Origin of the sequence: Xenorhabdus ehlersii (genome assembly GCF_003610465.1) — a bacterium.
In the GTDB taxonomy this organism is placed as follows: Bacteria; Pseudomonadota; Gammaproteobacteria; order Enterobacterales; family Enterobacteriaceae; genus Xenorhabdus; species Xenorhabdus ehlersii.
This window is the reverse complement of record NZ_RAQI01000001.1, coordinates 1,068,548-1,094,800: the sequence shown is the minus strand read 5'-3', so window position 1 is coordinate 1,094,800 and position 26,253 is coordinate 1,068,548. Positions and strand designations below refer to the sequence as shown.

Genomic DNA, 26,253 nt, shown 5'->3' with positions numbered 1-26,253 from the left:
TGGGCGGGGTGAGTAGTAGAAATGGCATCTATCTATATGGTAAGGATTGCGACAATGATGCCATTATTAAGTCACTTAGTAGTGAACTCAATGAGCCGGAACATATTAACACAACTCAATAAAAAATCCGCACGTTATCATTCACTGTATAAAGATATGAACTTACGATGCTGCGATAATCTATTGTAGTGGATTAGATTATTGCAGTTGGGTCAATATCAATGGCCAGCGTACTTCAAATTCAGTTGTCGGGCGATAGCGAAATTCAGAGCGAACAAAACGGGAGAGCATCCCTTCACAAAACGCCAGTAACTGTGATGCCAACACAGACTCGTCATAAGTGAATCCTCGCCCATCACGGATTTTTCTCTCTTTTAAAATTTGGCGAAGTTGCATTTCAATTCGCTCAAATAGCTGGTTGATGCGATTTTGCAATCTGTCTTGTTCGAACATTAGCGCATGGCCAGTCATAATACGGGTCAGCCCCGGATTCCTTTCTGCAAAACCCAAAAGCAGGACGAGGATTAACCGAATACGTGTGATGGTGTCTTTTTCATCTTGCAGGATCAGATTGATACGTGAAATTAAGGAATCTTCAATAAACTCAATCAAGCTGTCAAACATCCGGGTTTTGCTCGGAAAATGACGGTAAAGGGCTGCTTCAGAAACACCAACGTTTGCGGCAAGTTTTGCAGTCGTAATGCGTTGGCTGCCATCACTGGATTCCAGCATATGTGCCAGTGCCTGCAAGATTTCCTCACGTCTATTTTTCTTTTTTGTACGTTCTTTTTCTGCCATGTCTGCTAAGACCCCTGCTAAAACAGCAAAACAAATCCAGCTATTTTTTGCCACAACGTTATTGCTGTCAAAAGCGATTGTTGTCAAAAGCCATTGTTATCAAAAACATTGTGAGCAAAAAATATAAAAATCGGTTGACGGTATCAGGCCTTATGGAAAATTATTGACGACCGGAATGGCCAAATCCACCCATGCCGCGCTGGCTTGCCTCAAAATCTGCAACCAAATTAAATTCAGCCTGTACAACGGGCACAAAAACCATTTGGGCGATGCGTTCGCCTGGTTCGATGATGAAAGTTTTATCACCACGGTTCCAAACTGAAACCATCAATTGTCCCTGATAATCCGAATCGATAAGTCCCACCAAATTACCCAGAACAACGCCATGCTTGTGACCCAAACCAGAGCGGGGGAGAATAACTGCTGCCAATTGTTCATCTGCAATATGGATAGCAATCCCAGTTGGCAGAAGTTCAGTTTGGCCAGGAACCAGTTCCACTGCATTATCCAGACAAGCACGTAAATCTAAACCCGCAGAGCCAGGTGTAGCATAAGTCGGTAAAGGAAATTCTTGCCCGATGCGGGGATCAAGGATTTTAACGTCGATTTTTTTCATCATAGCGTTTGAGTATCTCGTCTAATAAGCGGTGGCTGAGTTGTAATTTACCACTGTGGGGTAACTGAACACTACCATCATGCCAGAATAGATGTAATGCGTTAGTATCACTGTTGAAACCGTGTCCGGCCAGGGATACGTCATTTGCGCAAATCAAGTCCAGATTCTTCTGCTTGAGTTTTCCGCGGGCGTATTCTTCCACATTCTGGGTTTCGGCTGCAAATCCAACGACAAATGGACGATTTTTTTCCATGGCCGCAACGCTCGCTACAATGTCAGGATTTTTCACCAGTGTAAATGTGATTTCATCACCCTGCTTTTTGATTTTCTCTGTTGAGATTTGCCTGAAACGATAGTCAGACACGGCAGCGCAACCGATAAAGATATGCTGTGAGGTTACGGTAGCTTGAACTTGTTCATACATTTCCAGTGCACTACTGACATCAATGCGTTTAACGCCTTGTGGTGTGGGTAAATTAACGGGGCCGGTAATTAATGTCACTTCAGCACCACGCTCTGCCGCGGCCTGTGCAATGGAAAAACCCATTTTACCGGAGCTATGATTGCTGATGAAACGGACGGGGTCCAAGGCTTCACGGGTTGGTCCTGCGGTAATAGCGATGTGTAGACCAGAAAGATTTTGCTCGGTGTTGAAATGTTGCATTGCCCGTTCGACGATAGTCATCGGTTCCAACATTCTCCCTGGCCCTACATCACCACATGCCTGGCTGCCTTCAGCGGGGCCCCAAATCAATACATTACGCTCTTTAAGTACGTTCAGGTTATGCTGGGTGGCCTGTGCACGGTACATTTGTTGGTTCATTGCGGGGGCAACAGCAATAGATGCAGCGGAAGCCAGGCAGATTGTGGTGACTAAATCATTCGCCATGCCTGCGGCCAGACGAGCCAGCAGATCAGCAGTAGCGGGCGCGAGAATAATTAAATCAGCCCATTTTGCCAGTTCGATATGCCCCATGGCGGCTTCGGCAGCGGGGTCCAGAAGATCATCTGAGACGGGATGACCAGATACTGCCTGTAAGGTCAGTGGAGTGATGAAAGCTTCTGCTGCGGGAGTCATGACAACGCGTACCTGGGCACCACGATCACGCAAACGGCGCACCAATTCGGCAGTTTTGTAAGCGGCGATCCCTCCGCTGATTCCAAGGACTATTTGTTTACCAGAAAGTTGTTTACCAGAAAGCGGATTATCAGAAAGTGGTTTGCCGGAAAATCCTGTCATTTTGATTGTCCAGATGTCAGTTGCAATTCCTTAAGATTCTATCACAAGAAAATATTGCGTTGAGAACCTTCCCTATTTAGACAGCCAAAAATGGCAAGTTTGCGAAGCGCTGCGCAAGCCTTGCAAGTCGAGCTGGCGGCAATTTTTTCATCATGGAATAGTAGGTGCGAAATGTAGGTGAGTGATGGCACCCATCGTTATGGGGGACTATAGGGCAAGGGAGTGGAACAAAGGATATTGAAGGGGGAGGAAATTATGGATTTAACGGTAATGGAAAGAAACGATGAATTGCATTTAAATCTTCTTCCCCGGGAGAAATTATTGGCTTATGGGGCTGTTTCCCTAACAGATGCGGAATTATTGGCTATCTTTTTACGTACAGGTTCCAGGGGGGTTCATGTCGTACAAATGGCAGAATATCTGCTGAAATCATTTGGTTCGCTTTATCACCTTCTATCTGCGGATTACGATGACTTTTGTGCACATAAAGGCATGGGACGATGCAAGTATGTCCAATTGCAGGCGATATCTGAACTGGCAAAACGATTTTTCTCCAGTCAATTTATCCATGAAGATATCATGAACAGCCCCACGATAACCCAGAATTATTTGCAGGATTTATTATCCTGGCAAGATCGGGAGATATTTGTGGTACTGTTTTTAACTAACCAGAATAAAGTTATCTGCCATGATGAAATGTTTAAAGGAACGATAAACAAAGTTGAAGTTCACCCGCGTGAAATTGTGAAACAGGCGGTTAAAGTGAATGCCGTATCAATTATTCTTGCGCACAATCACCCTTCCGGCAATCCAGAACCTAGCTTGGCAGATAAATTGGTGACAGAAAAAATTATTGAGGCTTGTGACTTGGTTGGCGTTAAAGTTTTGGATCATATCGTTATTGGCAAGCAATCTTGTGTCTCATTTATGGAAAGAGGTTGGATTTGATACTGTTTTTTCGCGATACGATCAGATCTTAGTTGTTCGGGACTTGAGCATCAGCGAATGAGGGCGTATACTACGCCACCTTTGAGGATCTTGGGTTTGACGAGAAGAGCCTATCTCAGTAAGTTTTTTTACTGGGAAAATGTGAGTCTTTTCAGTGACGTTCTTTTCAGTAACCTCTTTTCAGTAAAGAAAGTTTGCTGAGATGGGCTCCTAAGCCTGACGAGGCGGTCACACCCAATACAAAGCTCGAGCTGATTTGATTTTTGGAGAATAGACATGTCCCGAGTCTGCCAAGTTACTGGCAAGCGTCCGGTGAGTGGTAACAACCGCTCCCACGCATTAAATGCGACTAAGCGTCGTTTTCTGCCTAACCTGCACTCTCACCGTTTCTGGGTTGAGTCTGAGAAACGTTTTGTAACTCTGCGTGTATCTGCTAAAGGTATGCGTGTGATTGACAAAAAAGGCATCGACACAGTTCTGGCCGAACTGCGTGCCCGTGGTGAGAAGTACTAAGGAGCTGAAAAATGGCTAAAGGTATTCGCGATAAAATCAAGCTAGTTTCTTCCGCTGGTACAGGTCACTTCTATACCACTACGAAGAACAAGCGTACTATGCCTGAAAAACTGGAAATGAAAAAATTCGATCCAGTTGTTCGTCAGCATGTTATGTACAAAGAAGCTAAAATTAAATAATTTTAGTGGATTATAAAAAGCCCAGCATTATGCTGGGCTTTTTTATATCTGTTGATAATGCCACTGTAGCTTATTTTAAATTGGGCTATGCGTGTAGACCTATGCATTGTTCAGTTATACTACCGTTTTTTTAATTATGAACCGTCAGGTGTAGCGCTAAAATGGTTAGAAAGACCTTGAATATCTTACATACAGAATCATCGTGTGGTTGGGGAGGGCAGGAAATTCGTATCCTGACAGAGTCTCAGGGCATGATACAGCGCGGACACCATGTGGTTATCGTTTGTTGTCCAACTTCAACCCTTTACCGTGAAGCTCATCATTATGGTGTGTCTGTTGTGGCGCTCCCAATTGAAAAAAAACGTCTTTCTTGTCTTCGGGCAATGCGTCATTGGCTAAAAACAGAAGGTCGCCAGTTCGATGTAATCAATACCCATAGTTCTACTGATTCTTGGCTGGTGGCTGCGGCATGTGCCACATTAAAAGGTATGCCTCCGATAGTCCGAACCCGCCATGTTTCGACTCATGTTTCAAAATCCATTGCGACTCGTTGGCTGTATTTACACGCTGGTCAGCATATTGTGACAACCGGAGAAAAACTACGCCAATATTTGCATGTACATAATGATTATCCTCTATCTCATATGACCTCTGTGCCGACAGGGATCGATTTGTCACGTTTTCATCCTGAAAGTAAGTCCTCAAGTCGTCAGCGTATTGGCATCAAAGACAAGCCAACACTGGGCATTGTTGCCACAATGAGAACGTGGAAAGGCCATCGTTACCTGCTTGATAGTTGGAAAATTCTCCATCAACGTTATCCTGATTGGCAATTGCTGTTTGTGGGAGATGGTCCCCAAAGAAAGAATTTAGAGCCGCGAGTTCAGCAGGAAGGGCTGACAGAGAGTGTCATCTTTCTTGGTAATCGCCAGGATGTTCCTGATTGCTTAAATGCAATGGATATTTTTGCTCTACCTTCGTTTGGTAATGAAGGTGTACCTCAAGGCATCATGCAGGCAATGGCGTGTGGATTGCCTGTTGTCTCTACATCGGTGGGCGCGATTACAGAAGCTGTAATTGATGGCGATACAGGGTATATTATCGAACCTAAAAATGTCGAACAATTAACAGAAAGATTAGATTTATTAATTCATGATGCAGGGCTACGTTTACAAATGGGAGAGGCTTCACTGCGACGGGCAATTCACTTATTTGGCATGGATAATATGTTAGAAAAAATGGAGTCTATTTTTTATTCCAGTATAGAAAGCAAGCGGTAATGTTTTGTTTATATTATTTTTATCTGTATTGGCAGAGTAATCTATGCTTTTTATTAACTATTTGAAATATCATTAGCTTTATTTTTGTATGCCTATTGTGCTTATTAACCGTAAATAGAACAGTGACTCACTTTACTGTATAGTACCTTAAGTGCTCCAATCTTTGGATTGATAATTTAATATTCATTATTATGCAACCCCAAAATATTCTAATCATCAATATTGCCCGTTTTGGTGACACCTTGCTAATAACTCCGGTTATTCGTGCCCTGAAAGAAAAATGGCCGGAGGCAAATATTGATATATTTGTGCATAAAAAAACAAAAGAAATCCTTGAAAATATCGATTTAATTAATCAATTGAAAGATTTTTCAAAAGGCAAGGCTAAATGGTGTGGCTGGTTTTCTCGTCGGCACTATGATCTGGCATTAGTCTATGGCCAGGATAAATCCCTATTGCAGTATGCCAAACGTGTAGCAAATTTGGCCGTTTATTTTTCGGATATCTCTGGTAAAAAACCAAATGAGTATGCTATAGCAAGGCCTAGAGAACTTATGCCTGCCCAACAGGAAAGGGCGCTGTTAATCGATTCACTTGGGGTTGAAGTGAGTAATTGGCGTTTGCAGTATAATGTAAGCCTGTATGAAGCGGAGTACGCCAGAGATTTTCTTCAACGGCAAGGGATAGAACGACAATTAAGAATCGGTTTTCAGTTACAGAGTTTTCCGGCAAAAGCCTATCGTGATTGGCCTGTAGAACATTTTTACGAATTAGCTCAACATATTTATCGTGATTATCCGCAGGCGCATATTTTGCTGTTAGGCAGTAAAGATGGTGAAGACAGTGCGCGAATGCTGGCTGAGAAATTGGGCACAAACAGATGCTCATCATTGGCGGGTAAGACTACGATGCGGCAAAATGCGGCAATCATGAGTCAACTTAATTTGTATGTGGGCGTTGATACTGGAACAACTCATCTGGCTGGGGCCTTGGGAATACCAATGGTTGCTCTGTATCACTGCTTTCACCCAGGGCGTTTTCTCGCACCTCAACAACATCCAAAATTAGTGGTAATTGAACATCCTGTAGATTATCGACAGGCAACTCGTCAAGATACAATGTCAGCAATATCGGTAGATCAAGTCTGGCATTCTGTTCAGTACTTGCTGAAAAATGAATGAAAGGATAATTAACCCAATGAAGATAGGATTTATCGATGTTACTGTTACCATGTCGTACGGCGGCATTCAAACCGCTGTTTGGGCGTTAGCCAAGTCGCTGACAGATGCGGGGCATGAAGTCCATATTTTCGGTGGTACTGGCGATATTCGGCCTGCATTAGGCGAAAGAAATATCCATATTCATACTTTTCCATTTATTCCCAGAGAACGCGTGCTTAACATTGGACGCCGCTTCCAACGTATTGTTGAACGTTATTCTTTTGCCCGTCATGCCCGTGCAACAGTTATTGCTGAAAATTTTGATTGGGTGATTTTGACCAAGCCTTTTGATTTTTTCTGGCCCAGAATGATGCCTGAAACATCCCATACCCAGTTTTGCTACATGAGTGGTGGAACCAGTTTTTTTAAAGGGGATCGGATATTGGGTAAAAAAATATCTGCATGGGTTGCATGTAGCCATTTTAATGCCTGGCAGATTCAGCATCATTTCAAGCAATTTCCGAGCGTCATCTATAATGGGGTAGATATCGATAAATTCAAACCATCTGGCTCGGATGTCCGAACTCGATTAGGTATCAATGAGAAAACGTTTCTGTTAACGTTTGCTGGCAGGTTGGTTGGTTGGAAAGGCATGAAAGTCGCCATTGATGCAATGGCTTTGTTGCGGAACAAGGATGTAAAATTATTGATTATTGGTGAAGGTGAAGATTTGAAATCGCTTAAAAAGCGGGTTTCTGCTTTGCAGTTAGAAAAATCCGTCATTTTTCATCCTCCAGTTGGTCATGATCAATTACCTGAATTTTATGCGGCGGGTGATGCCGGTGTTTTCCCCAGTATTGGTGATGAGGCATTTGGTATTACTATTGCTGAAGCGATGGCATGTGGACGTCCTGTGATTGCCAGCTATATTGGCGGAATACCGGAAGTGGTTGGTAATGAAGGCCGTGCTGGTATTTTGGTGACACCGGGTGATGCTATGGCCATTGCTGAGGCGGTAAATCATCTTTTATCTTTGCCGGATAGAGGAGAAAAGATGGGGAAATCTGCCCGCCAGAGAATTGAAACGATGTACACCTGGCAACATTCTGCTAGCCGTTTATTGAACGCCATAAAAAATAATGAAAATTGCGTATATTGATCCTTATCCTGTGCCTGATTATCGGGTTGCGTCACTACAAATTTTGCAGAATGTAGACGCTTTTGCTCGTCAGGGGCATAGTGTTTTCCTGATTACGCCAAAAGGCCAAAGCCAAGTTGAGGAAATTCTTGGCAGGTCATTGCCGCCTTCTGTGGAGTTAATCGCCCTGCACGATATACGCAGAAAATGGTATTTCCCGCTAAATACTCAGAAACTGTTTTATTTGCAGGTTTCGCGCTGGCTTAAAGAGCATCAAGTTGATGCCCTTTTTACCCGCAATATTAAAATGGCGAATTACCTGCTGTGTAATCATTCGGATATTCCTCATTTCTTTGAAAGCCATGAAGTATTTTCTCAATCGTTTAGAGAATCCCATGATTTGCTCAATCGTAGCAACCAACGTAAATATCATAAACTGAGAAAACTTGAACAGCAGGTTTATGCTAGCTCTAAGGTTGTTTTTGCCCTGACTTCACTATTACGAGAAGATATTTATAAGCAATACGGTGTCAAAACACCGATTGTTGTGGCCCCCGATGGGGTTGATATGCTGGCGGTTGAATCTGCTAAGCAGATGCTTGCCGGCAGCGATTACAACAGTATGCTTCCTAAAAAAGTACTTTATTTGGGGAGTTTACATCGTTGGAAAGGTATCCCAACGGTAATGAAAGCCATGTCTTACCTGGATAACGTTGAACTGAACATTGCTGGTGGTACCACTGAACAAATTGAGCGATTGCGACAGACTGCTGAACAGATTGGTGTAAGTGATAAAATTAATTTCCTTGGTTTTGTCCAACCCAGAAAACGCTTTCAGGTTATTGCTGATAGTGATATTTGTGTTCTGCCATTGACGAAAACCAATATTGGCAGTCGCTATACCTCTCCTCTCAAGCTGTTTGAATATATGGCTATGGGTAAGCCTGTAGTTATTTCTGATTTCCCTTCCATTCGTGATGCTGTTGATGAAAATGCGGTAAATTTTGCTGATAGTGAAAATCCAGCGAGTTTTGCTGAACAGATTCAATGGCTGATTAATCATCCCGCTGAAATGATGGCGAAAGTTGACTATTCTCAACGGCTGGTTGCAGAACGTTTTAATTGGGATCAGCGTGCGAAGTTAATTATGGGCGTGATAGCGGAAATATTGTCTCAGTGAGTGTCTCTCCCTGTTATCTCAATCAAATCTGACTGCAAATGATACATGAAAACGGTATTGTAATCTGCTTAGATGCAATATTCTCAGAAACAATATCGTAGATAACTTATTCAAGGAGTAGGTATGCCGGAGCTACCAGAGGTGGAAACCAGTCGAAGGGGGATTGAACCTCACTTGGTTGGTAATGTGATTCAATATGCTGAGGTCAGGAATTCACGTTTGCGCTGGCCTGTTTCCGAGCAAATCATGACGCTTTCAGACCGGCCAGTGTTGAGTGTTCAACGGCGGGCAAAATACTTATTGCTTGAGTTGCCGGAAGGCTGGATTATTATCCACTTGGGAATGTCTGGCAGTTTGCGTGTCTTGTTGGATGAACAACCGCCGGCAAAGCATGATCATGTCGATTTGGTTATGACTGATGGCAAAATTCTCCGGTATACCGATCCCCGACGTTTTGGTGCGTGGTTATGGAGTGACAATCTCGAAGAGTGCTCCGTACTGGCTCATTTAGGTCCTGAGCCTCTTTCTGACCAGTTTGATGGCGAGTATCTTTACACTGTTTCTCGCAACAAAAAAGCGGCTATCAAATCTTGGTTGATGGATAACAAAGTTGTTGTTGGTGTTGGGAATATCTATGCCAACGAAGCGTTGTTCGTTGCACATATCTTGCCTGAACGTCCCGTGAATTCATTAACGCAGCAAGAAGCCTATCTATTGGCCGATATAATCAAACAGATTTTACGTCGTTCCATTGAGCAAGGCGGAACGACACTGAAGGATTTTCTGCAATCTGATGGCAAACCGGGATATTTTTCTCAGGAGTTGTTTGTCTACGGCAAGAAAGGCGAACTTTGTCCGCTATGTGGTGAGAAAATCGAGTGTGTAAAATTGGGGCAACGCAGTACATTTTTCTGTCGTCAGTGCCAGCATTAAACGGATTGGGGGCAGAGAATAATTGCCCCGCATAAGGTATTATTTAGCCAATTTCTTTAGCATTGCCTGTGCAACTGGCTCTGACAGGAAGGATGAAACGTCGCCATCATGGCGAGCAACATCCTTGATTAAGGATGATGAGACAAACGACAGGGTTTGGGAAGGCAATAAAAAGACACTTTCCAGCTCAGGCATAAAATGTCGATTCATATTGGCAAGTTGCCATTCATATTCAAAATCAGAAACAGAACGAACTCCGCGGATTAAGATGTTAGCCTGCTGCTTTTTGGCAAAATTAACCATCAGTTCGCTAAACCCAACCACATCGACATTTTCCAGATGAGCGGTGGCTTCTTTTGCCAACGTGACACGCTCTTCCAAACTGAACATGGGACTTTTTCTATCACTATTAGCAATAGCCAATAAAACATGGTCAAACATGTTTGCGGCGCGAGTAACAATATCAAGATGACCGTAAGTGATAGGGTCAAAGGTGCCGGGATAAATCGCTTTTCTTTTCATCGTTGTTTTTACCCTTTGTTTGAATCATTTCCCAAAGTGCAGTGTATTTGTTGAATGTATACTGGGAGTTTACAATTGCCAATATCAGGCCTTGCTTACCATCCAAAAAACCTGCCCTTAATAGCCAGGTTTTGAGAAATGCGCCCAGCGTATGGCTGATTATAGAAAAATAACGGATTTTTTTGCCTTGCTCGTAGTGATGTTTCGCCCACTCTCTTGCATAATTTAATTGTTTTTGCTGGAACTCCATCAGGTTACGGCAGGTCAAGTGACGCAGATCCCCCCTTAGTGTCACGATAGATACGCCTTGAGTATCAAGGGATTCGTGAACCTGATTGTTGTTGTATTGGTAACGTTCACGGCAATAAAGGCGAATAACCCTATCAGGATACCAGCCACTGTGTTTCATGAATCGCCCCATAAACAGATTGAGGCGTGCGCAGCTATAGACTTTATTGTCATCAGGATTTGCCAGGACTTGTTCAATGGACGCTTTTAGTTCTGGCGTTACGCGTTCATCGGCATCAATCATAAAGATGTAATCACCGCTGGCATAGGATTGCGCGAGCTGCCGTTGCCGCCCGAAGCCAGGCCATTGGGTATTTGAGTAGACTTTTACCCCCATTTCGCTGGCTATTTGGCAAGTTGTATCGGTGCTGCCGGAATCCAGGACGATGATTTCATCCGCCCAATTCACAGAAAGCAGACAATCTGCAATCACATCAGCGGCATTTTTGGTGATCATGACAACGGACAGGCGTTTTTTGGCAATCATCAATGTCTCCTTGGAGGGAGGTAAGGTTCCAGTAATTTTAGCAAGCGTTGAAGAGCACCTTGGTTTTCATGCAGGACTTCTGCGGCGTGGTGGCCGTAATAGCGTCGGTAATCTTCGTCTGTCAGCAGGCTATTGATAGCTGAACTTAATGATTGGCTATCCGTAACAGTAATCAATCCATCCGCTTTATGCAGCTTGGCACAAATATCTTTAAAGTTGAATGTGTGTGGACCCATGATAACAGGAATAGCATGGGCAGCCGCTTCCAGCGGGTTATGTCCTCCGCGTTCTATCAGGCTCCCTCCGACAAAAGCCAGATCAGCGATACCATACAGGAGCATCAATTCGCCCATCGTATCGCCAATAACCACTTGCACATTAGCGTCAGGAATAGTGTTAGCACTGCGTAAAATCGCGTTTAATCCCGCTTTTTGGGTTAACTCGGCGGCTTTAGCAAAACGTTCAGGATGGCGGGGCACCAGAATTAACAGCAAATCAGGAAATTGTTTAAGCAGTTTGCAATGAGCATCCAGGATAATCGTCTCTTCTCCATCATGGGTACTGGTTGCTATCCATACAGGGCGGTGCGGTGCCCATTGGCGGCGCAATGTGACGGCTTTTGCCGCGAGTTCTGGTGTAACAGAAATATCGAACTTAAGGCTACCCGTTACAGAGAGTTGAGAGCGTCTTAATCCTAATTCGATAAAGCGTTCACCATCTTCCTGATTTTGTGCGGCAATCAACGTGATTTTATTTAAAATGGTTTTAATAAAGCTGCCAATTTTCTGGTATCCCGCTGCTGATCGGGCTGATAGCCTCGCGTTGGCGATAACCAGTGGGATTTCCCGTTGGTGTAACTGAGTAATCAGGTTTGGCCATAGTTCAGTTTCCATAATGATCACTAGCTTGGGATTTACGCGATCAAGAAAACGTCTCATTGATCCTGGCAGATCATAGGGAAGGTATACATGGTTAACATCATTGCCCAGAGCAGACAGAACCCTTTCAGAACCTGTCGGTGTCATGGTTGTTATAGTAATGGGCAAAAAAGGGTAATGGTGCCGTAAGATCCGTACGAGCGGAATGGCAGCTAATGTCTCTCCAACAGAAACGGAATGCAGTAAGATCCCACCTGGGGCCACCTTTTTAGCGCAGAAGCCATAGCGTTCTCCCCAGCGTTTGCGGTACGCAGGGGATTTGCGGCTGCGCAGCAGCAGACGTAACCAGATAATTGGTTGGATAAGGTAGAGAAGTACCTGATATAAGCGAAGCAACATTCTATCAAATTCACTGACATAGACTGCGGTTATAGTACCACATTGGCTTGAAGAAAGTGTGTAAAATGCAGTTTCCCTTGAACCATAGTTTGGTGTTCTGTCTGCTATTTTTCTATTAATTCAATATATTGCTTTTGTATATTGTTTGCCTCAAATTTTTCATACAGTTCATCTGTAATTTGAGGGGGCATATTGTAAGCAAGCTGTATTTTTTCTGCCAAAGAATTTGCGTCTAGTTTAGACAGATAGTTTTTCAATTGGCCCGTCATTATCTCCCTAACGCCACCAGGGCAATCTGTACTGACGATAGGAATATGGCAAATTAATGCTTCGATTAATACTGTCGGTAATCCTTCACTGTCTGAACTTATAACAACCGCTCTTGCTCCATTGATAATGGGATGTGGATTGGAGTGGAAGCCAGCCAAAATGGCTTTATCATTTAACCCGTACTTATCAATTTTTACTTTAAGGTGTTCTTCTATTTCTTTGGAACCTTGGCCTACAATAATTAGTTTGCATGGGAGATTTGCCTTTGCAAAGGCATCTATTAATCGGTCTTGACGTTTTACTTGATGTAAGCGCCCGACATGCAAAATGTAATCCAAACCATGATAAGGATTGATTTCTGATGCCTGCGCTTTTATTTTCTCAAAATCAAAGGGATTATAGATGGTTTTTATCTGGTTGGGCTTTATCCCAATATTGCTTAGTAAATCGTTGCTAACAGCCTCGGAAACGCAGATAACTTTTTTATTTTCATAAACTTTCTTTATCTTTTCCTTTTTTATCCAATAAGAAAAGCCACTTTTATTGCTTAAGTATGATTGAGAAAAAATGCCGTGAATACAATGCCATACATTACAGTTTTTCAGGGCTTTGGATTTAACTACGATACGGTCGGTTTTATGTAGATTAGATATGACAAGTGCAGGTTTACCTTTTTGTTGGAAAAGCTTAAATAAAACTTTATCCATTGCTTTAGCTCTGCGGTTTATCTCATTGAGTTTTCTTAGTAGCCCTCTATAGTCATCAGGGCTGACGATGTAATGAATATCTTCTGGGATGGTGTAATCCAATTGAGCATTGAGTGAAAGCAAGGAAATTTGGTAGTTTGATTTACTCAAACCAGCCGCAAGACGAAGGGTAACATTTTCAGCTCCTCCTCCGGGTAATCCATCGATAATAAAAAGGATATGTTCTTTCACTATATTAAAACTCTTTGATAAAGATCAATTAATTGTTTGGATAAATTTTCAGGTGTTGCAGTGATTATCTGGTTTCTGGCGGCAATAGATATATCTGTTCCGAATATGTTATCAGGGATGCCATAAACAGAATCCCTTAATTTTTCAATATCTAATGCATCACAGATAAAACCATTCTTCCCTTCGATGATGAATTCAGCTCCCCCACATGTTGTGCTAGTAATAACGGGTAAACCGCATGCCATAGCTTCGAGGATAACATTAGGAAATGGATCATATAGTGTCGGCAGTAGCAAAGCGTCAGACAATTGATAAAAGGGCAATGTATTTTTTTGTAATCCCATAAAACGGATGCGATGAGTACACCCTAACGTATTTGCAAGCGCCTGATACTTTTTCTGCTCTTTGTCTTTGCCAATAACTAATAGATAGCTATCTGTTTTTGCGACGGCTTGGATTGCCGCAGATAATCCTTTTCGCTCAAAACCAGAACCAACATAAACTAAGCATCTTGTTGTCGCGGGAATTTGATATTGTTGCCTAAGTTGTAGGCGGGTTTGCTCATCAGCAGGAAAAAACTTTGTGTTATCAATTGAATTATATATAACAGCGATTTTATCTTCGGCTACACCAAATTCTTCGATAATTTCCCTTTTTACCATTTCAGCATTACAAATCACTTTCTTTAAGGCTGGATCTGCATACATTTCTGCCTCAGCATTTATAACATAGCTGTGATACCGATCATTTAACAACCAGCGTGCTTTCCATGTTGGCAAGATACGGGTTCGTTGATGTAACCAGCGCTTATGAACGCCATCTCCGGCTCGATAAATATCACAGCCAGCAATGCGTTCATGGCTTTGAACCAAATCAAATTGTGTTTTTTGCCATAATTTCCGTGCTGATTTGGCAAAACCTCTTTCGCGGCTAATTCTTCCATATTTAATGGGATCACATAGGTGGATATGCCAATTGGGGCTACTTGTACCTTGCCAAGAACGTGTAATGACATTCAGCTCAAGTTGCTGGTGCTCTAGTGCTTCCAGGGCTCTTGAAATAAAACGTTCAGCGCCTCCATCTGGACGATACTTTTGACGGACAATGGCTAAACGTAATGGTTTCATTAAATATATTTCCTTGCTGCTGAAATGATGGCATCTGTGGGTATCAGATCTAAATAGCGTTCGTTTGTACAAGTTTTTATATCATCTGGGTGTGGAATATTGCCATAATCGCCAGCCCAAATCACCTCACCAACAGATTGCCAGGGTTTCCAAAATGTCAGTTTGGATGGACCGAACAATGCAATGCAGGGCGTTTTCAGGGCAGCAGCCATATGCATTGGTACTGAGTCTACACCAATGAATAATTTAGCATGATCAATCAAAGCGGCAAGTTTGGGTAATGTTAACTTTCCTGCCAGAGAAAGAATGTTCTTTTTATCGTCAGGGCAGTGTGACAAGATGGTGGTTACCATTTCCAATTCCTTTTGGTCTGGTCCAGAAGTAATGATAATACTATGCCCATCTTTTTGTAGCGCAGTAATCACTTGCGCCATTTTTTTTTCATCCCAACACTTAAAAAAACCATCGAGATGTAGGTTGAACAACGACATATCTTTCTGAAAATCCATACTTAGAAAGTGTTTGCTTTATCCATTTTAAATCGTCTTCACTATAACTCATTGTCACTTTTGTGATAATTGAATTAAGCTGCAATGGCTTTAGGATAGAAAGATTTTGTTCTACTGTATGTAATAAATCATGGTTATCTGTTGGTATAATCTCAGTATGACAAAAACGCCATTTCCAATTTTGTCGTTTAGGAAAGTTAAAAGCCAATCGAATTGGTGCACCAGTAAAACGGGAAATAAATGCGCTTCTCCACTGGTCGGCAAGGTTGATTACTAAATCGTAATGCTGCTGTTTCAATGTCTTAAGTAGGCTCCACTCATATAATAATTTCTTCCTCGTGCCTAGTTGCTTCCACGCGCGGTCTATAGAAAAAATACGGGAAATCTCTGCTGAATTTTCCAGCATCGGTAAGGTTTCTTGATAAAGGAGAACATCAATTTTTGCATCTAGATAGTGGCGAGTTAGTGAGCTGATCACCGGAGTTATCAGTAACATATCTCCATGATGTTGCAATTTAATCACCAGAATGCGTTTGATTTTATTCTTTTTTGGGATCATTTGTTGAGTTCTTTAGCATATCAGGGTCATATGGTGATCTTAATGTAAAAATTATAGTGTGGCATCTTTAAGTACACCAACCAAGAATGACACTGGATAGAGTGTATGTTCAATCAGATAGAATAGGATCAGACAGATAATTAGTATTCTCTAATTGCGCTCTTTGTTTGCTATGCGTACCATTAGGACAATTATCATTGTCACATTTTGGTGCATATCAATGACATTACCCGCTTTTATTATCACGATCGACACCGAAGGTGATGATCTATGGAAAAATAGTGGCCAAATCTCAACAAAAAACACGCGTTATTTGCCAAGATTTCAGAATCTCTGTGAGCGTTTTGGCTTCAAACCCGTTTGGTTAACTAACTATGAAATGGTAATGGATGATGGTTATATCGAATTTGCCAAGGATGTGATAGCCAGAAATACGGGTGAAATCGGTATGCATTTACATGCCTGGAATAGCCCACCTATTGTTCCTCTTACTGACGATGATATGCACTATAAGCCGTATCTGATTGAGTATCCTAAAGATCAAATTAAAGAAAAAGTTGGTTTAATGACCAATCTTTTGGAAGATAAACTTCAAACTAAGATGCTGAGCCATCGTGCTGGTCGTTGGGCATTTAATGAGTATTATGCACAATTATTAGTGGAGTATGGGTATCAAGTAGATTGTTCTGTTACACCAAAAGTTAATTGGAACTTTACCAAGGGGGATCCTGATGGGAATGGTGGAACAGATTATAGCAGTTTTCCTGATCATGCTTATTTTATGGATTTACAGGATATTTCCAAAGAAGGAGATTCTTCGTTATTACAAGTACCGATGAGTATTCAATATAAGCACTCTGTAGTTATGAATTTCATTAAGCAGAAATATGATCGATTAAGAGGAAAAAAGCGTTCTCCGTCGGTTAATTGGCTAAGACCAAAAGGCGGGAATTTGGCGCAGATGAAAACTGTTGTCCAAAAAACGTTGGCATCTGGCAATGATTATGTTGAATTTATGCTGCATTCTTCTGAATTTATGCCGGGAGGGAGTCCAACTTTCCAGAATGAAGAACAAATTGAGCAGCTTTATCAGGACTTGGAAGGGTTGTTTGTGTTTTTGCAGCCTTTGGTACAGGGGATGACATTGGCTGAGTATTATAGATTGAAATGTAAACAATGAATCAATTCTGTATTTCTCTATTGGGGAGGGGCCGCTCGTTGTTCAGAATATAAGTATGCTCTGTAGAATGGTGTATTGATTATGGAAAATAGAATGAATATTTTATTAAAATTACTTAACATAGCATATTGAAAATTATTTTTTATAATTTAAGATATTATCTTAAATTAATAAATATTAATAATAATGATAAAACTGAACCTTTTGATTGGAATTTGTGCAAGGGTTTTATAAGGTGATCTACTATTGTGAGTTGCTGTTTATTAAGAATAGTTAATTGGGAAATACTTAGTGAAGAAAAATAAAAAATTTGCAACATTGAGATCTTGGAATCGTAAACGAAATTATTTAATGAAAGATGCAAGATATTATACAAGATTACTTATTGCCAAATTGATTTATGATAAAAGGGGAAAAAATATTTTTGATATTGATACCATAAAAACAGTGTTGCTATTACGCAATGAGGGAAAAATAGGTGATATAATAGTTGATACTATCTTGATAAGAGAGTTGAATAGGTCAGGTTACCAAGTTGATGTTGTGGGAACTAAAAGTAACTGCGCTATATTAAAACACAATCCTTATGTTAGAAATATTTACCTCGCTGAAGATATTGATTTGACGTCTTTCATGGAAGATTATTATCATAATATACCATTTGAAACTATAAATAAACTAAAAAATAATCATTATGATCTTATAGTTGATCCATCTTTATTTAAAACTCCTATTCACAGACTAAGTTTATTTAAACAAATAAATGCTAAGAATATAATTGGATTTAATAAAAAACAATGGATAAATCATTATAATCAAAAAATATTTTTTGATTATAATGAAAGCCATATAAAATTTTCATATGAATCAGTAATGGATTGTTTGAATATAAGTATTACTGATTTTAGTTATGATTTATATTATCCATATGAAATAGATATTGAAACTAAAAAGCTTATTGATGATTTAAAGGTTAATTCGGAAAAAATTATTATCATAAATCCATTTGCAGGAAATATAGACCGTTGTCTATCTATTTGTCAATTAAAAAGAATAACGGAAAAGTTAAGTGATATTTATGATAATATCAAGATGATTTTTTTAGATCATGAAAACATCATTGATATGTCTGAGTTTGATGGGGTGTATAGATACCAGTCCGAGTCATTATATCATACTATTTCCCTGATTTCTCAGGCTGATCTTATAATATCACCGGATACGTCTATTGTTCATATATCCGCTGCATATAAAAAACCACTAGTTGCAATCTATCAGGATATTGAATCAAATAAAACATTATGGGGGCCTGGTTATGATGAAGCAATTCAAATATTAGCTAAAAATGGAAGATTACAAGAAAATAAAGATATTGATGAATTGATCATTGAATCTGTAAAGAAAATATTTCAGTCCTAATGAATTACCCCAGTATGTTTTTTCTCGGCTTACTGGGGCTATGAAAATTCAATCTCAGGGTATTATATATATTTATGTTTAAATTTTATTATCATAAAATATATTATGGTATAATAAAGATATATTGAGTTATTGTTAGATTTATAATTATAAACATCCTAGTCATTATATAAATAGGTTAACTTTATTGATATATTGTTTGCTAGTATATTGTCACGTTATTTTTAATGAGTTATTTAACAAATTTTGAATTTTTTAGTGGAGATACTTTCTATGGAAACTGCAAAAGCGCTTTTTTCAGGATGGAAAGAATGCAATTTTGAAAAATATAAAGAAGCACATGCTCTTTTTGGTGGATGTACATTAGCACATCCTGATATTATAAAATTTTTGGATAAACATCTTGATGAGCAGTTTTGCTTTTATATCAAGAAAACAGAGTCTGCAATTCAAGGTGCTTATTTTTCTTTGAAAAACAATAAATTGATTGAAAAAATGCAAGCCAAGTACCCCGTTTCATATGATGAAATTATTTTTCCTATTGCAGCGGATGCAAAACTGTTTTTACCTGTAAAATCAAAAAAATTATCTGTAATCCACAAAAATAATTTTATTAATGCCAGCTTCAACTCCCTATTGAGTAAACGAAAAATTTGCCTAATCAAAGACAGTTTTTCTTACAAAACCCGCCGTAATCGCAGTAATGAGATCAACAAATTTAAGCGTGCGGGGGGAGAAATCCTCCCTTCAAGTGAATTCAGTGCAGAAGGGTTGGTGGATATTTATATCGATCTATACCAAAAGCGTTGGAATTATAGTCATTCTGAAGAGCAAAAAAAGCATCTCCTTGAGATGTACATTGAGCTTCGTGAGCATATATTTGGCAATGTGCTGTTGATCAACGGCAAACCTTGTGCTTATGATTTTGTCCTGCAGGCGGACAGCCCTAAATGGATTTCTTTTGATGCCATTAATGGTGGTTATGATTCTGAATATGCTCATCTTAGCATTGGCAGCATCTTGATGTGGATAAATATTCAGGAAGCTAAAGCGCTGTGCCAGCAGGAAGACAAAATCATGCGTTACTCATTGGGTAATCCTACTCTTGAATACAAAAATCGTTGGTGTGAAACTTTTCCGTTAGGCCGGGTGCTTTTTTAACGTATCCTGCAAGAGCAGCATAACTTTCTCTGAAGTAATACCTTGCATCGTATTATCCGTCGATTTTAGGGGATGTTGCTCTTTACCATACCCACCGATTAAGCCAGGATCAGTCGGCCCAAATAGCGTGATATTGGGTCGATCAAGTGCCGCTGTAAGATGGCTTAATCCCGTGTCAACTGAAACTACAGCTTGTGCCCCTGTGAGAATGTGTGCAGCTTCAGCCAGAGTCAGTTTTGGCAGAACCTCAACATGGGAAAACCCTTCTGCTAGCCTTAATGCCCGCTGATATTCGTGCTCTATACCCCAGGGCAATTTGATGCGCATACCCGTTGCCTGGATATCCGCGATAAGCTGCCGCCAATGATTTTCAGGCCAATGTTTTTCATCACGTGTTGTTGCATGGAGGAAAACGAGATAGTGGTTTTGGCTACTAGTTTTTTGGTGCAAAAAATGGCGGGCGATGGCGTAATCACCTTGCCCTGACGGTTTTTTATAGCCCAAACTATCAGCAAATAAAGCTCGAATGCGTTCAACCGCATGCTGTTGCTTGCTGACAGCATGACAATGATCGTAGAAAAAACTGGCAATGGGTTCACGGATACTTTTTCTGTCGTAACCATGCTTTGGGCCATGTGCTAATCGGGTTACCAAAAAAGCACTTTTTAACAGGCCTTGTGCATCAATGACAGCATCATATTGGTATTGTTGCAGTTGTTGCCGGAACAGTGCTCGTTCTTCACGAATATCTTTTCTGAACCAATTTTTTCGCCAACGGCGAATAGCCACCGGGATCACATTTCCGACAGCATTGTGCCACGTTGGAATTTGGGCAAACCCTTCTTCCACTACCCAATCAAATTGAATGTCAGGAAACTGCTGTTTTGCATCAGTTAATGCTGGCAGAGTATGTAATACATCCCCCATCGAAGACGTTTTTACCAATAAAACACGCATTAATTTTGGCTCTCCGCCTGCAACAGTTTTTCTAATGAAGATAGAACTATTTCAGGTTGAATATCGATCAAACTTTGGTGATAGCCGCCGTCGCTATCGCCTTTTCTGATTTTGTGATAGCCCGTCATCAGGCGGATCACTTCGGCCTTATTCGATAGTGGTGGGGTAAAATCTGGGCTACTTGGCCCGTATAATGCCACCAGAGGACGGTTTAAGGCCGCTGCGACATGCATCAAACCTGAGTCGTTTGTGACGATAGCATCACAAGCTGCGATGACATTTACCGCTTGTTCAAGCGAGGTTTTTCCTGCCAGATTGAGACAATTTTCGCGGGCATCATCGCTTAAAAGAGTTCGAATATCTTCACCTGCTTGATAATCTTTGTCAGAACCAAACAGTAAAACTTGATAGCCTTTTTGGGTAATTAACTGTTCAGCGAGGGCGGCATAGTGATAGTGTGGCCAGCGTTTGGCTGGGCCGAATTCGGCACCTGGACAGAAGCCAATAATAGGGCGGTGATCAGCAATATTGAAGGCTGAGGTTGATTCTGCAATATCTTCGTCATTGACATTTAATCGTGGCCATAACAAAGGTTGTGGAAGATCATCGGCGCTACGCATGTTTTTCCCTTCATACGCGAGAGCGGCATAGCGTTGAACCATGAGTGGAAAAGCATTTTTATTCAGGACTCGGATATCATTTAGCAGTCCGTAACGCATCTCACCGCGCCAGCCTGTACGTAACGGGATATTGGCGAAGAAAGGGACCAGCGCAGATTTGAATGAGTTGGGCAATACATAAGCACGATCGTATCTATTTTCACGCAATGCCAGACCAAGACGTCGGCGCTCACCCAACGCAAGGGCACCATGACCAAGCGGCATGGCTAATGCCTGATGTACTTCAGGCATTTTTGCCAGTAATGGTCGGCACCATGCTGGTGCCATCACATCAATTTCTGCATTGGGGTACAAAGCTTTCAAAGTACGGTAGAGGCTTTGTGACATCATCATGTCACCCACCCATGATGGGCCGATCACCAATATCTTCATAGAGGTCGATTAATTATCCTGATTGAGCCATTGCATATATTCAGCGACGCCTTCGGCAACCGCCTTGAACGGTTTTTGATAGCCAGCGGCACGAAGTTTTGTCAGATCTGCTTGAGTAAAACTTTGATAACGGCCTTTTAATTTTTCCGGAAAGTCGATGTATTCCACGGCTGGGGATTTTTCTTTATGGAATTCAATCACAGCATCTGCAACAGCCTGGAAAGTTTCAGCGCGGCCTGTTCCACAGTTAAAAATGCCGGAAACACCATTTTTCCAGAACCACAGATTGACGGCGGCAACATCGCCGACATAGATAAAATCGCGGCGGAAATTTTCACTACCAACAAATAACTTCGGATTCTGTCCCTGGTGAATCTGATTACTTAAATGGTAGGCGACACTCGCCATGCTGCCCTTATGTCCTTCGCGCGGCCCGTAAACATTGAAATAACGGAAGCCACAAATTTGGGAATCTGCATGGGGCAAAACATCACGAACATATTGATCGAACAGGAATTTAGAGTAGCCATAAATATTGAGCGGTTTTTCATATTGGCGCTCTTCAATGAAATTATCACTGCGACCACCATAAGTAGCAGCAGAGGAGGCATACAGGAAGGGGATTTGGCGCTCAAGGCAATAATGCAGCACATCTTTGGAGTACTGGTAATTATTGTCCATCATATACTTACCATCCCATTCCGTTGTGGATGAGCAAGCCCCTTCATGGAAAATGGCATCAATGTCACCTAAATCATCACCCGCCACAATGCTGGCGATGAAGTCTTCTTTATCTATATAGTCGGTGATATCCAAATCAACCAAATTGACGAATTTTGTTCCATCTTTCAGGTTATCAACAACCAGAATATCCTTATAGCCCTCATCATTCAGTGCCTTGACAATATTGCTGCCAATAAACCCTGCGCCACCAGTGACAATAATCATTTGGCTCACCTCTAAATAGTCAGTTCACTTTATACCCAGCTTTATCACTGTAACTTGACGTCTATTGGGTATATCTTTGCTGCGTATAATAGCACTTAACCCCACTGACGACAGCAGCTTAAACAGGGGTATATCCTGAAATATTACTGTATGCCAGACACTGGGTCGTGATCAGCTTTACAAAGTTGATATTCTCTTTCTCGTTGTGTCGTCACTGGCAGGATCTATCAGTAACATACATCACGCCTTTCACTTAATTAGGGATTCAGGAGAGAAAAATGTCAGCGTCGTTTTACCAGAAAATTAATGAGCAGTTGGAACAAACCCGCTCCGAAGGGTTATTCAAAAGTGAGCGTATAATTACTTCTGCGCAGGATGCCAATATTTCTGTTGCTGAAGGTAACCAAGTAATTAATTTTTGTGCTAATAACTACTTAGGCTTGGCCAATCACCCTGATCTAATCGCAGCTGCAAAAGCAGGTATGGATAGCCACGGTTTTGGTATGGCATCCGTTCGTTTTATCTGCGGTACGCAAGATTCCCATAAAGAATTAGAAAATAAGATTGCTGAATTTTTGGGTATGGAAGACGCTATTCTGTACTCTTCGTGTTTTGATGCAAACGGCGGTCTGTTCGAAACTCTGTTTGGGCCAGAAGATGCCATTATCTCTGATGCCTTGAACCATGCATCCATCATTGATGGCATTCGTTTATGCAAAGCAAAACGTTACCGCTATGCCAATAATGACATGCAAGAATTAAGGTCTCAGTTGGAAAAGGTAAAAGCAGAAGGTGTGCAAAATATCCTGATCGCAACTGACGGGGTATTTTCAATGGATGGTGTCATTGCTGACCTGAAATCTATCTGTGATTTGGCTGATGAATTTGGTGCGTTGGTTATGGTGGATGATTCACATGCGGTTGGCTTTGTTGGCAAGCATGGTCGTGGCACACATGAATATTGTGATGTTATGGGACGTGTTGACATCATCACCGGTACGCTCGGTAAGGCACTGGGTGGCGCATCTGGTGGTTATACTGCCGCGCGTAAAGAAGTTGTTGAATGGTTGCGCCAGCGTTCACGCCCATATCTGTTCTCTAACTCACTGGCTCCAGCCATTGTCGCTGCGTCAATCAAGGTGCTGGACATGCTGAAAAATGGCGATGATCTGCGTGAGCGTCTCTGGAAAAATGCGAACTTGTTCCGTGAAAAAATGACGGCGGCAGGTTTCACTCTGGCGGGGGCAGACCATGCAATCATCCCTGTTATGTTAGGGGATGCAAAACTGGCGCAGGAATTTGCCGCAGAACTGCTGAAAGAAGGCATTTATGTAATTGGGTTTTTCTATCCGGTTGTGCCGAAAGGTCAAGCGCGTATTCGAACCCAGATCTCAGCCGCCCATACTGAAGAACAAATTGAACGTGTGGTGGCTGCATTTATACGTATTGGCAAGCAATTGAATGTCATTGCTTAAGGTATCATTATGAAAGCATTGTCCAAATTAAAGCCACAAGGAGGTATCTGGATGACAGATGTGCCCATGCCAGAGCTTGGGCACAATGATGTCATGATTAAAATCCGTAAAACTGCCATTTGTGGTACGGACGTTCACATCTATAACTGGGATGATTGGTCTCAAAAAACTATTCCTATCCCGATGGTAGTAGGGCATGAATATGTTGGTGAAGTCGTTGCGATTGGTCAAGAAGTAAAAGGATTCAAGATTGGTGATCGTGTATCCGGTGAAGGCCATATCACCTGTGGTTACTGTCGTAACTGTCGTGGTGGACGTACGCATTTATGCTGCAATACCACGGGTGTTGGTGTGAACCGTGAAGGTGCTTTTGCTGAATATCTGGTGATTCCCGCATTTAATGCTTTTAAGATCCCAGACAATATACCCGATGAGCTGGCTGCGATTTTTGATCCATTTGGCAATGCGGTACACACTGCACTGTCTTTTGATCTGGTGGGGGAAGATGTACTGGTATCAGGCGCTGGCCCTATCGGGATTATGGCAGCAGCGGTATGTAAGCATGTTGGTGCCCGTCATGTCGTGATTACGGATATCAATGAATACCGCCTTGAGTTAGCTCGTAAAATGGGTGTTACCCGCGCTGTGAATGTCAGCAAAGAAAATCTGACTGATGTCATGGCAGAACTGGGAATGACCGAAGGTTTTGATGTTGGTTTAGAGATGTCAGGTGCTCCGCCAGCGTTCGGTACTTTGCTTAATACCATGAATCACGGTGGACGTATTGCGTTGTTGGGGATACCACCTTCGGACATGGCGATAGATTGGAACCAGGTCATCTTTAAGGGATTATTTATCAAGGGAATCTACGGGCGTGAGATGTTCGAAACTTGGTACAAGATGGCAGCGTTGATCCAATCGGGCTTAGATTTGTCCCCGATTATCACTCACCAATTCTCGGTTGATGATTACCAGAAAGGCTTTGATGTCATGCGCTCAGGGCAATCTGGCAAGGTTATCTTAAATTGGAATTAAAAATTAGTGCAGGCGTCTTTGGCTTTTAAGACGCCTGTTTGATCGGCTTTTGGTGGCGCTTCTGTTTTATTTGTCGCTTTGTTTTCCGTTGCTTGCTTTACTTCTGGTTTGCCTGAATCATTTGGTATTTTTTGTATTGGATGGTTACCTAAGAGTTTTTGCATGTACCGATTTAAGGCATTAAAGATAACACTGTTAGATAATTCCTTTTTGACCATCTTGAGATACTCCAACTGAGTGGTTGGTGCAGGTTGTGATTCATGGGTTTTTATGCACTTGCGTGTAGTTTGATGATCTAACAACAGGCTGGGTGTTACCAGTTCAATATCACTGGGTAATGTTGCAAGTGCTTGCTGTAAAGCGTGTATGGTTGTGGGATGTGGGTGTCCAATTGCAACGGCAGACCCTCGCTTGCGGGCAAGGGCTATCGCACGGTTAAGTTGATGCCGTGTTTCAGCTTCGGTTTGAATATTATCCAAAAACACATTTCTTCGGATCACAGAAACAGAGGTTCCCATCGCTGCTTTAGTGACTTGTGTATTGCCTATTGTCACACTGTCCAGAAAGTAAAGGTGATGATGGGATAACGCTTGCATTATCTTTTCCATGCCACTGAGATTAGATGTCATTGCACTGCCCATATGATTGTTCATCCCAACAGCATGGGGAACTTTCTGTATCGCATCTTGAATAATACGGGCAATTTCGTCTCTGCTCATGGCAGGATGGAGTGTATTTTTTTCCAGCGGTTGTTTGCTTAATGGTGCCATTGGCAAGTGGATTAAAATCTCCCGTCCCTGCTGATAAGCCTTTTCCGCCATTTTCCTGCCATACGGAGAGTTGGGTAGGATTGCGATAGAAACCGCAACGGGCATTTGTAAGATCTCATTTTCTTCACTAACACGATAGCCAACATCATCAATGACGATGGCTAAACGCGCAGCTTGTACATTTAACGTAAACAGCAATGATGTGAAGAATAGCAGTATCCAAGATAAAAGAGTGAATGCATTAACCCGCTTTATTAATCGATACCGTATCTTCACCATTATTGTGTTCCTATC

General features: G+C 41.6%; 25 protein-coding genes and 1 pseudogene. 13 read left to right on the top strand and 13 right to left on the bottom strand.

Features of this window, described 5'->3' with window-relative positions; all coding sequences use genetic code 11:
* Window positions 1-198: 198 nt before the first annotated feature.
* From slmA to coaBC, 3 genes are all read right to left on the bottom strand, one after another.
* Window positions 199-798 (bottom strand): nucleoid occlusion factor SlmA, encoded by a 600-nt coding sequence (slmA, locus tag BDE27_RS05225; protein ID WP_099132945.1) that lies wholly within the window; start codon window positions 796-798, stop codon window positions 199-201.
* Window positions 799-958: 160 nt separating this feature from the next.
* Window positions 959-1,417, bottom strand: coding sequence for a dUTP diphosphatase (dut, locus tag BDE27_RS05220; protein ID WP_099132946.1), 459 nt, complete (start codon window positions 1,415-1,417; stop codon window positions 959-961).
* A complete protein-coding gene (gene coaBC / locus BDE27_RS05215) occupies window positions 1,395-2,654 on the bottom strand; it encodes a bifunctional phosphopantothenoylcysteine decarboxylase/phosphopantothenate--cysteine ligase CoaBC (RefSeq protein WP_099132947.1) in 1,260 nt (419 codons plus the stop codon). The genes dut and coaBC overlap by 23 nt, the downstream gene beginning before the upstream one ends.
* A 255-nt stretch (window positions 2,655-2,909) precedes the next feature.
* Here coaBC and radC point away from each other — a divergent pair, with 255 nt between their 5' ends.
* The 8 genes from radC (at window position 2,910) to mutM (ending at window position 9,985) form a co-directional block, all read left to right on the top strand.
* The gene (gene radC / locus BDE27_RS05210; protein ID WP_099132948.1) at window positions 2,910-3,602 is read left to right on the top strand and encodes a RadC family protein; all 693 of its coding nucleotides are present in this window, start codon (window positions 2,910-2,912) and stop codon (window positions 3,600-3,602) included.
* A 276-nt stretch (window positions 3,603-3,878) separates the two neighbouring features.
* Window positions 3,879-4,115, top strand: a complete 237-nt coding sequence (rpmB, locus tag BDE27_RS05200; protein ID WP_038239873.1) for a 50S ribosomal protein L28 — start codon at window positions 3,879-3,881, stop codon at window positions 4,113-4,115.
* An 11-nt stretch (window positions 4,116-4,126) separates the two neighbouring features.
* Complete coding sequence (rpmG, locus tag BDE27_RS05195) at window positions 4,127-4,294, top strand: 50S ribosomal protein L33 (protein ID WP_010847629.1); 168 nt, start codon at window positions 4,127-4,129, stop codon at window positions 4,292-4,294.
* A gap of 161 nt (window positions 4,295-4,455) precedes the next feature.
* Window positions 4,456-5,574, top strand: a complete 1,119-nt coding sequence (locus BDE27_RS05190; RefSeq protein ID WP_099132949.1) for a glycosyltransferase family 4 protein — start codon at window positions 4,456-4,458, stop codon at window positions 5,572-5,574.
* 191 nt (window positions 5,575-5,765) lie between these two features.
* Window positions 5,766-6,755, top strand: a complete 990-nt coding sequence (locus tag BDE27_RS05185) for a glycosyltransferase family 9 protein (RefSeq protein WP_099132950.1) — start codon at window positions 5,766-5,768, stop codon at window positions 6,753-6,755.
* 16 nt (window positions 6,756-6,771) lie between these two features.
* Window positions 6,772-7,893: a glycosyltransferase family 4 protein gene (locus tag BDE27_RS05180; RefSeq protein WP_099132951.1), complete on the top strand. Its 1,122-nt coding sequence runs from the start codon at window positions 6,772-6,774 to the stop codon at window positions 7,891-7,893.
* Window positions 7,874-9,052 carry a glycosyltransferase family 4 protein gene (locus BDE27_RS05175; RefSeq protein ID WP_099132952.1) on the top strand — a complete coding sequence of 393 codons (1,179 nt, stop codon included), beginning with the start codon at window positions 7,874-7,876 and terminating at the stop codon, window positions 9,050-9,052. The genes BDE27_RS05180 and BDE27_RS05175 overlap by 20 nt, the downstream gene beginning before the upstream one ends.
* Before the next feature lie 123 nt (window positions 9,053-9,175).
* Complete coding sequence (gene mutM / locus BDE27_RS05170; RefSeq protein WP_099132953.1) at window positions 9,176-9,985, top strand: bifunctional DNA-formamidopyrimidine glycosylase/DNA-(apurinic or apyrimidinic site) lyase; 810 nt, start codon at window positions 9,176-9,178, stop codon at window positions 9,983-9,985.
* Between the two features lie 39 nt (window positions 9,986-10,024).
* Here mutM and coaD read toward each other — a convergent pair whose 3' ends face one another.
* From coaD to rfaQ, 6 genes and pseudogenes are all read right to left on the bottom strand, one after another.
* Entirely contained in the window at window positions 10,025-10,507 is a 483-nt protein-coding gene (coaD, locus tag BDE27_RS05165) for a pantetheine-phosphate adenylyltransferase (RefSeq protein WP_099132954.1), read from the bottom strand.
* Window positions 10,473-11,282 (bottom strand): glycosyltransferase family 2 protein, encoded by an 810-nt coding sequence (locus BDE27_RS05160; protein WP_099132955.1) that lies wholly within the window; start codon window positions 11,280-11,282, stop codon window positions 10,473-10,475. Before BDE27_RS05160 ends, coaD begins: the two co-directional genes overlap by 35 nt.
* Window positions 11,282-12,559 carry a lipid IV(A) 3-deoxy-D-manno-octulosonic acid transferase gene (waaA, locus tag BDE27_RS05155; RefSeq protein WP_099132956.1) on the bottom strand — a complete coding sequence of 426 codons (1,278 nt, stop codon included), beginning with the start codon at window positions 12,557-12,559 and terminating at the stop codon, window positions 11,282-11,284. Before waaA ends, BDE27_RS05160 begins: the two co-directional genes overlap by 1 nt.
* 104 nt (window positions 12,560-12,663) lie before the next feature.
* Window positions 12,664-13,767 (bottom strand): glycosyltransferase, encoded by a 1,104-nt coding sequence (locus tag BDE27_RS05150; RefSeq protein ID WP_099132957.1) that lies wholly within the window; start codon window positions 13,765-13,767, stop codon window positions 12,664-12,666.
* Window positions 13,767-14,894: a glycosyltransferase family 4 protein gene (locus BDE27_RS05145; RefSeq protein ID WP_099132958.1), complete on the bottom strand. Its 1,128-nt coding sequence runs from the start codon at window positions 14,892-14,894 to the stop codon at window positions 13,767-13,769. Before BDE27_RS05145 ends, BDE27_RS05150 begins: the two co-directional genes overlap by 1 nt.
* Window positions 14,894-15,962 (bottom strand): annotated as a pseudogene (gene rfaQ, locus BDE27_RS05140) (putative lipopolysaccharide heptosyltransferase III). The gene BDE27_RS05145 and the pseudogene rfaQ overlap by 1 nt, the downstream one beginning before the upstream one ends.
* A 220-nt stretch (window positions 15,963-16,182) precedes the next feature.
* On the opposite strand from rfaQ, the gene BDE27_RS05135 reads away from it, so the two are divergent.
* The 3 genes from BDE27_RS05135 to BDE27_RS05125 all read left to right on the top strand — a co-directional run bounded on the left by BDE27_RS05135 (window position 16,183) and on the right by BDE27_RS05125 (window position 19,722).
* Window positions 16,183-17,142, top strand: a complete 960-nt coding sequence (locus tag BDE27_RS05135; RefSeq protein WP_099132960.1) for a polysaccharide deacetylase family protein — start codon at window positions 16,183-16,185, stop codon at window positions 17,140-17,142.
* Window positions 17,143-17,433: 291 nt separating this feature from the next.
* Window positions 17,434-18,561: a glycosyltransferase family 9 protein gene (locus BDE27_RS05130; protein WP_099132961.1), complete on the top strand. Its 1,128-nt coding sequence runs from the start codon at window positions 17,434-17,436 to the stop codon at window positions 18,559-18,561.
* A 273-nt stretch (window positions 18,562-18,834) separates the two neighbouring features.
* Complete coding sequence (locus tag BDE27_RS05125) at window positions 18,835-19,722, top strand: GNAT family N-acetyltransferase (protein WP_099132962.1); 888 nt, start codon at window positions 18,835-18,837, stop codon at window positions 19,720-19,722.
* Here BDE27_RS05125 and rfaC read toward each other — a convergent pair.
* Genes rfaC through rfaD form a run of 3 tightly spaced genes read right to left on the bottom strand, consistent with a single transcriptional unit; the run spans window position 19,702 to window position 22,679 of the window.
* Window positions 19,702-20,679: a lipopolysaccharide heptosyltransferase RfaC gene (gene rfaC, locus BDE27_RS05120; protein WP_099132963.1), complete on the bottom strand. Its 978-nt coding sequence runs from the start codon at window positions 20,677-20,679 to the stop codon at window positions 19,702-19,704. The two genes, BDE27_RS05125 and rfaC, sit on opposite strands and share 21 nt — an antisense overlap.
* Window positions 20,679-21,731, bottom strand: coding sequence for an ADP-heptose--LPS heptosyltransferase RfaF (gene rfaF / locus BDE27_RS05115; RefSeq protein ID WP_099132964.1), 1,053 nt, complete (start codon window positions 21,729-21,731; stop codon window positions 20,679-20,681). The genes rfaC and rfaF overlap by 1 nt, the downstream gene beginning before the upstream one ends.
* A 9-nt stretch (window positions 21,732-21,740) precedes the next feature.
* Complete coding sequence (rfaD, locus tag BDE27_RS05110; RefSeq protein WP_099132965.1) at window positions 21,741-22,679, bottom strand: ADP-glyceromanno-heptose 6-epimerase; 939 nt, start codon at window positions 22,677-22,679, stop codon at window positions 21,741-21,743.
* A 278-nt stretch (window positions 22,680-22,957) separates the two neighbouring features.
* On the opposite strand from rfaD, the gene kbl reads away from it, so the two are divergent.
* Together kbl and tdh are read left to right on the top strand one after the other, a co-directional pair.
* Window positions 22,958-24,154 carry a glycine C-acetyltransferase gene (gene kbl, locus BDE27_RS05105; protein ID WP_099132966.1) on the top strand — a complete coding sequence of 399 codons (1,197 nt, stop codon included), beginning with the start codon at window positions 22,958-22,960 and terminating at the stop codon, window positions 24,152-24,154.
* 9 nt (window positions 24,155-24,163) lie between these two features.
* The gene (gene tdh / locus BDE27_RS05100) at window positions 24,164-25,189 is read left to right on the top strand and encodes an L-threonine 3-dehydrogenase (protein WP_099132967.1); all 1,026 of its coding nucleotides are present in this window, start codon (window positions 24,164-24,166) and stop codon (window positions 25,187-25,189) included.
* Here tdh and BDE27_RS05095 read toward each other — a convergent pair.
* A complete protein-coding gene (locus BDE27_RS05095) occupies window positions 25,186-26,238 on the bottom strand; it encodes a divergent polysaccharide deacetylase family protein (RefSeq protein ID WP_099132968.1) in 1,053 nt (350 codons plus the stop codon). The genes tdh and BDE27_RS05095 overlap by 4 nt on opposite strands.
* Window positions 26,239-26,253 lie beyond the last annotated feature (15 nt).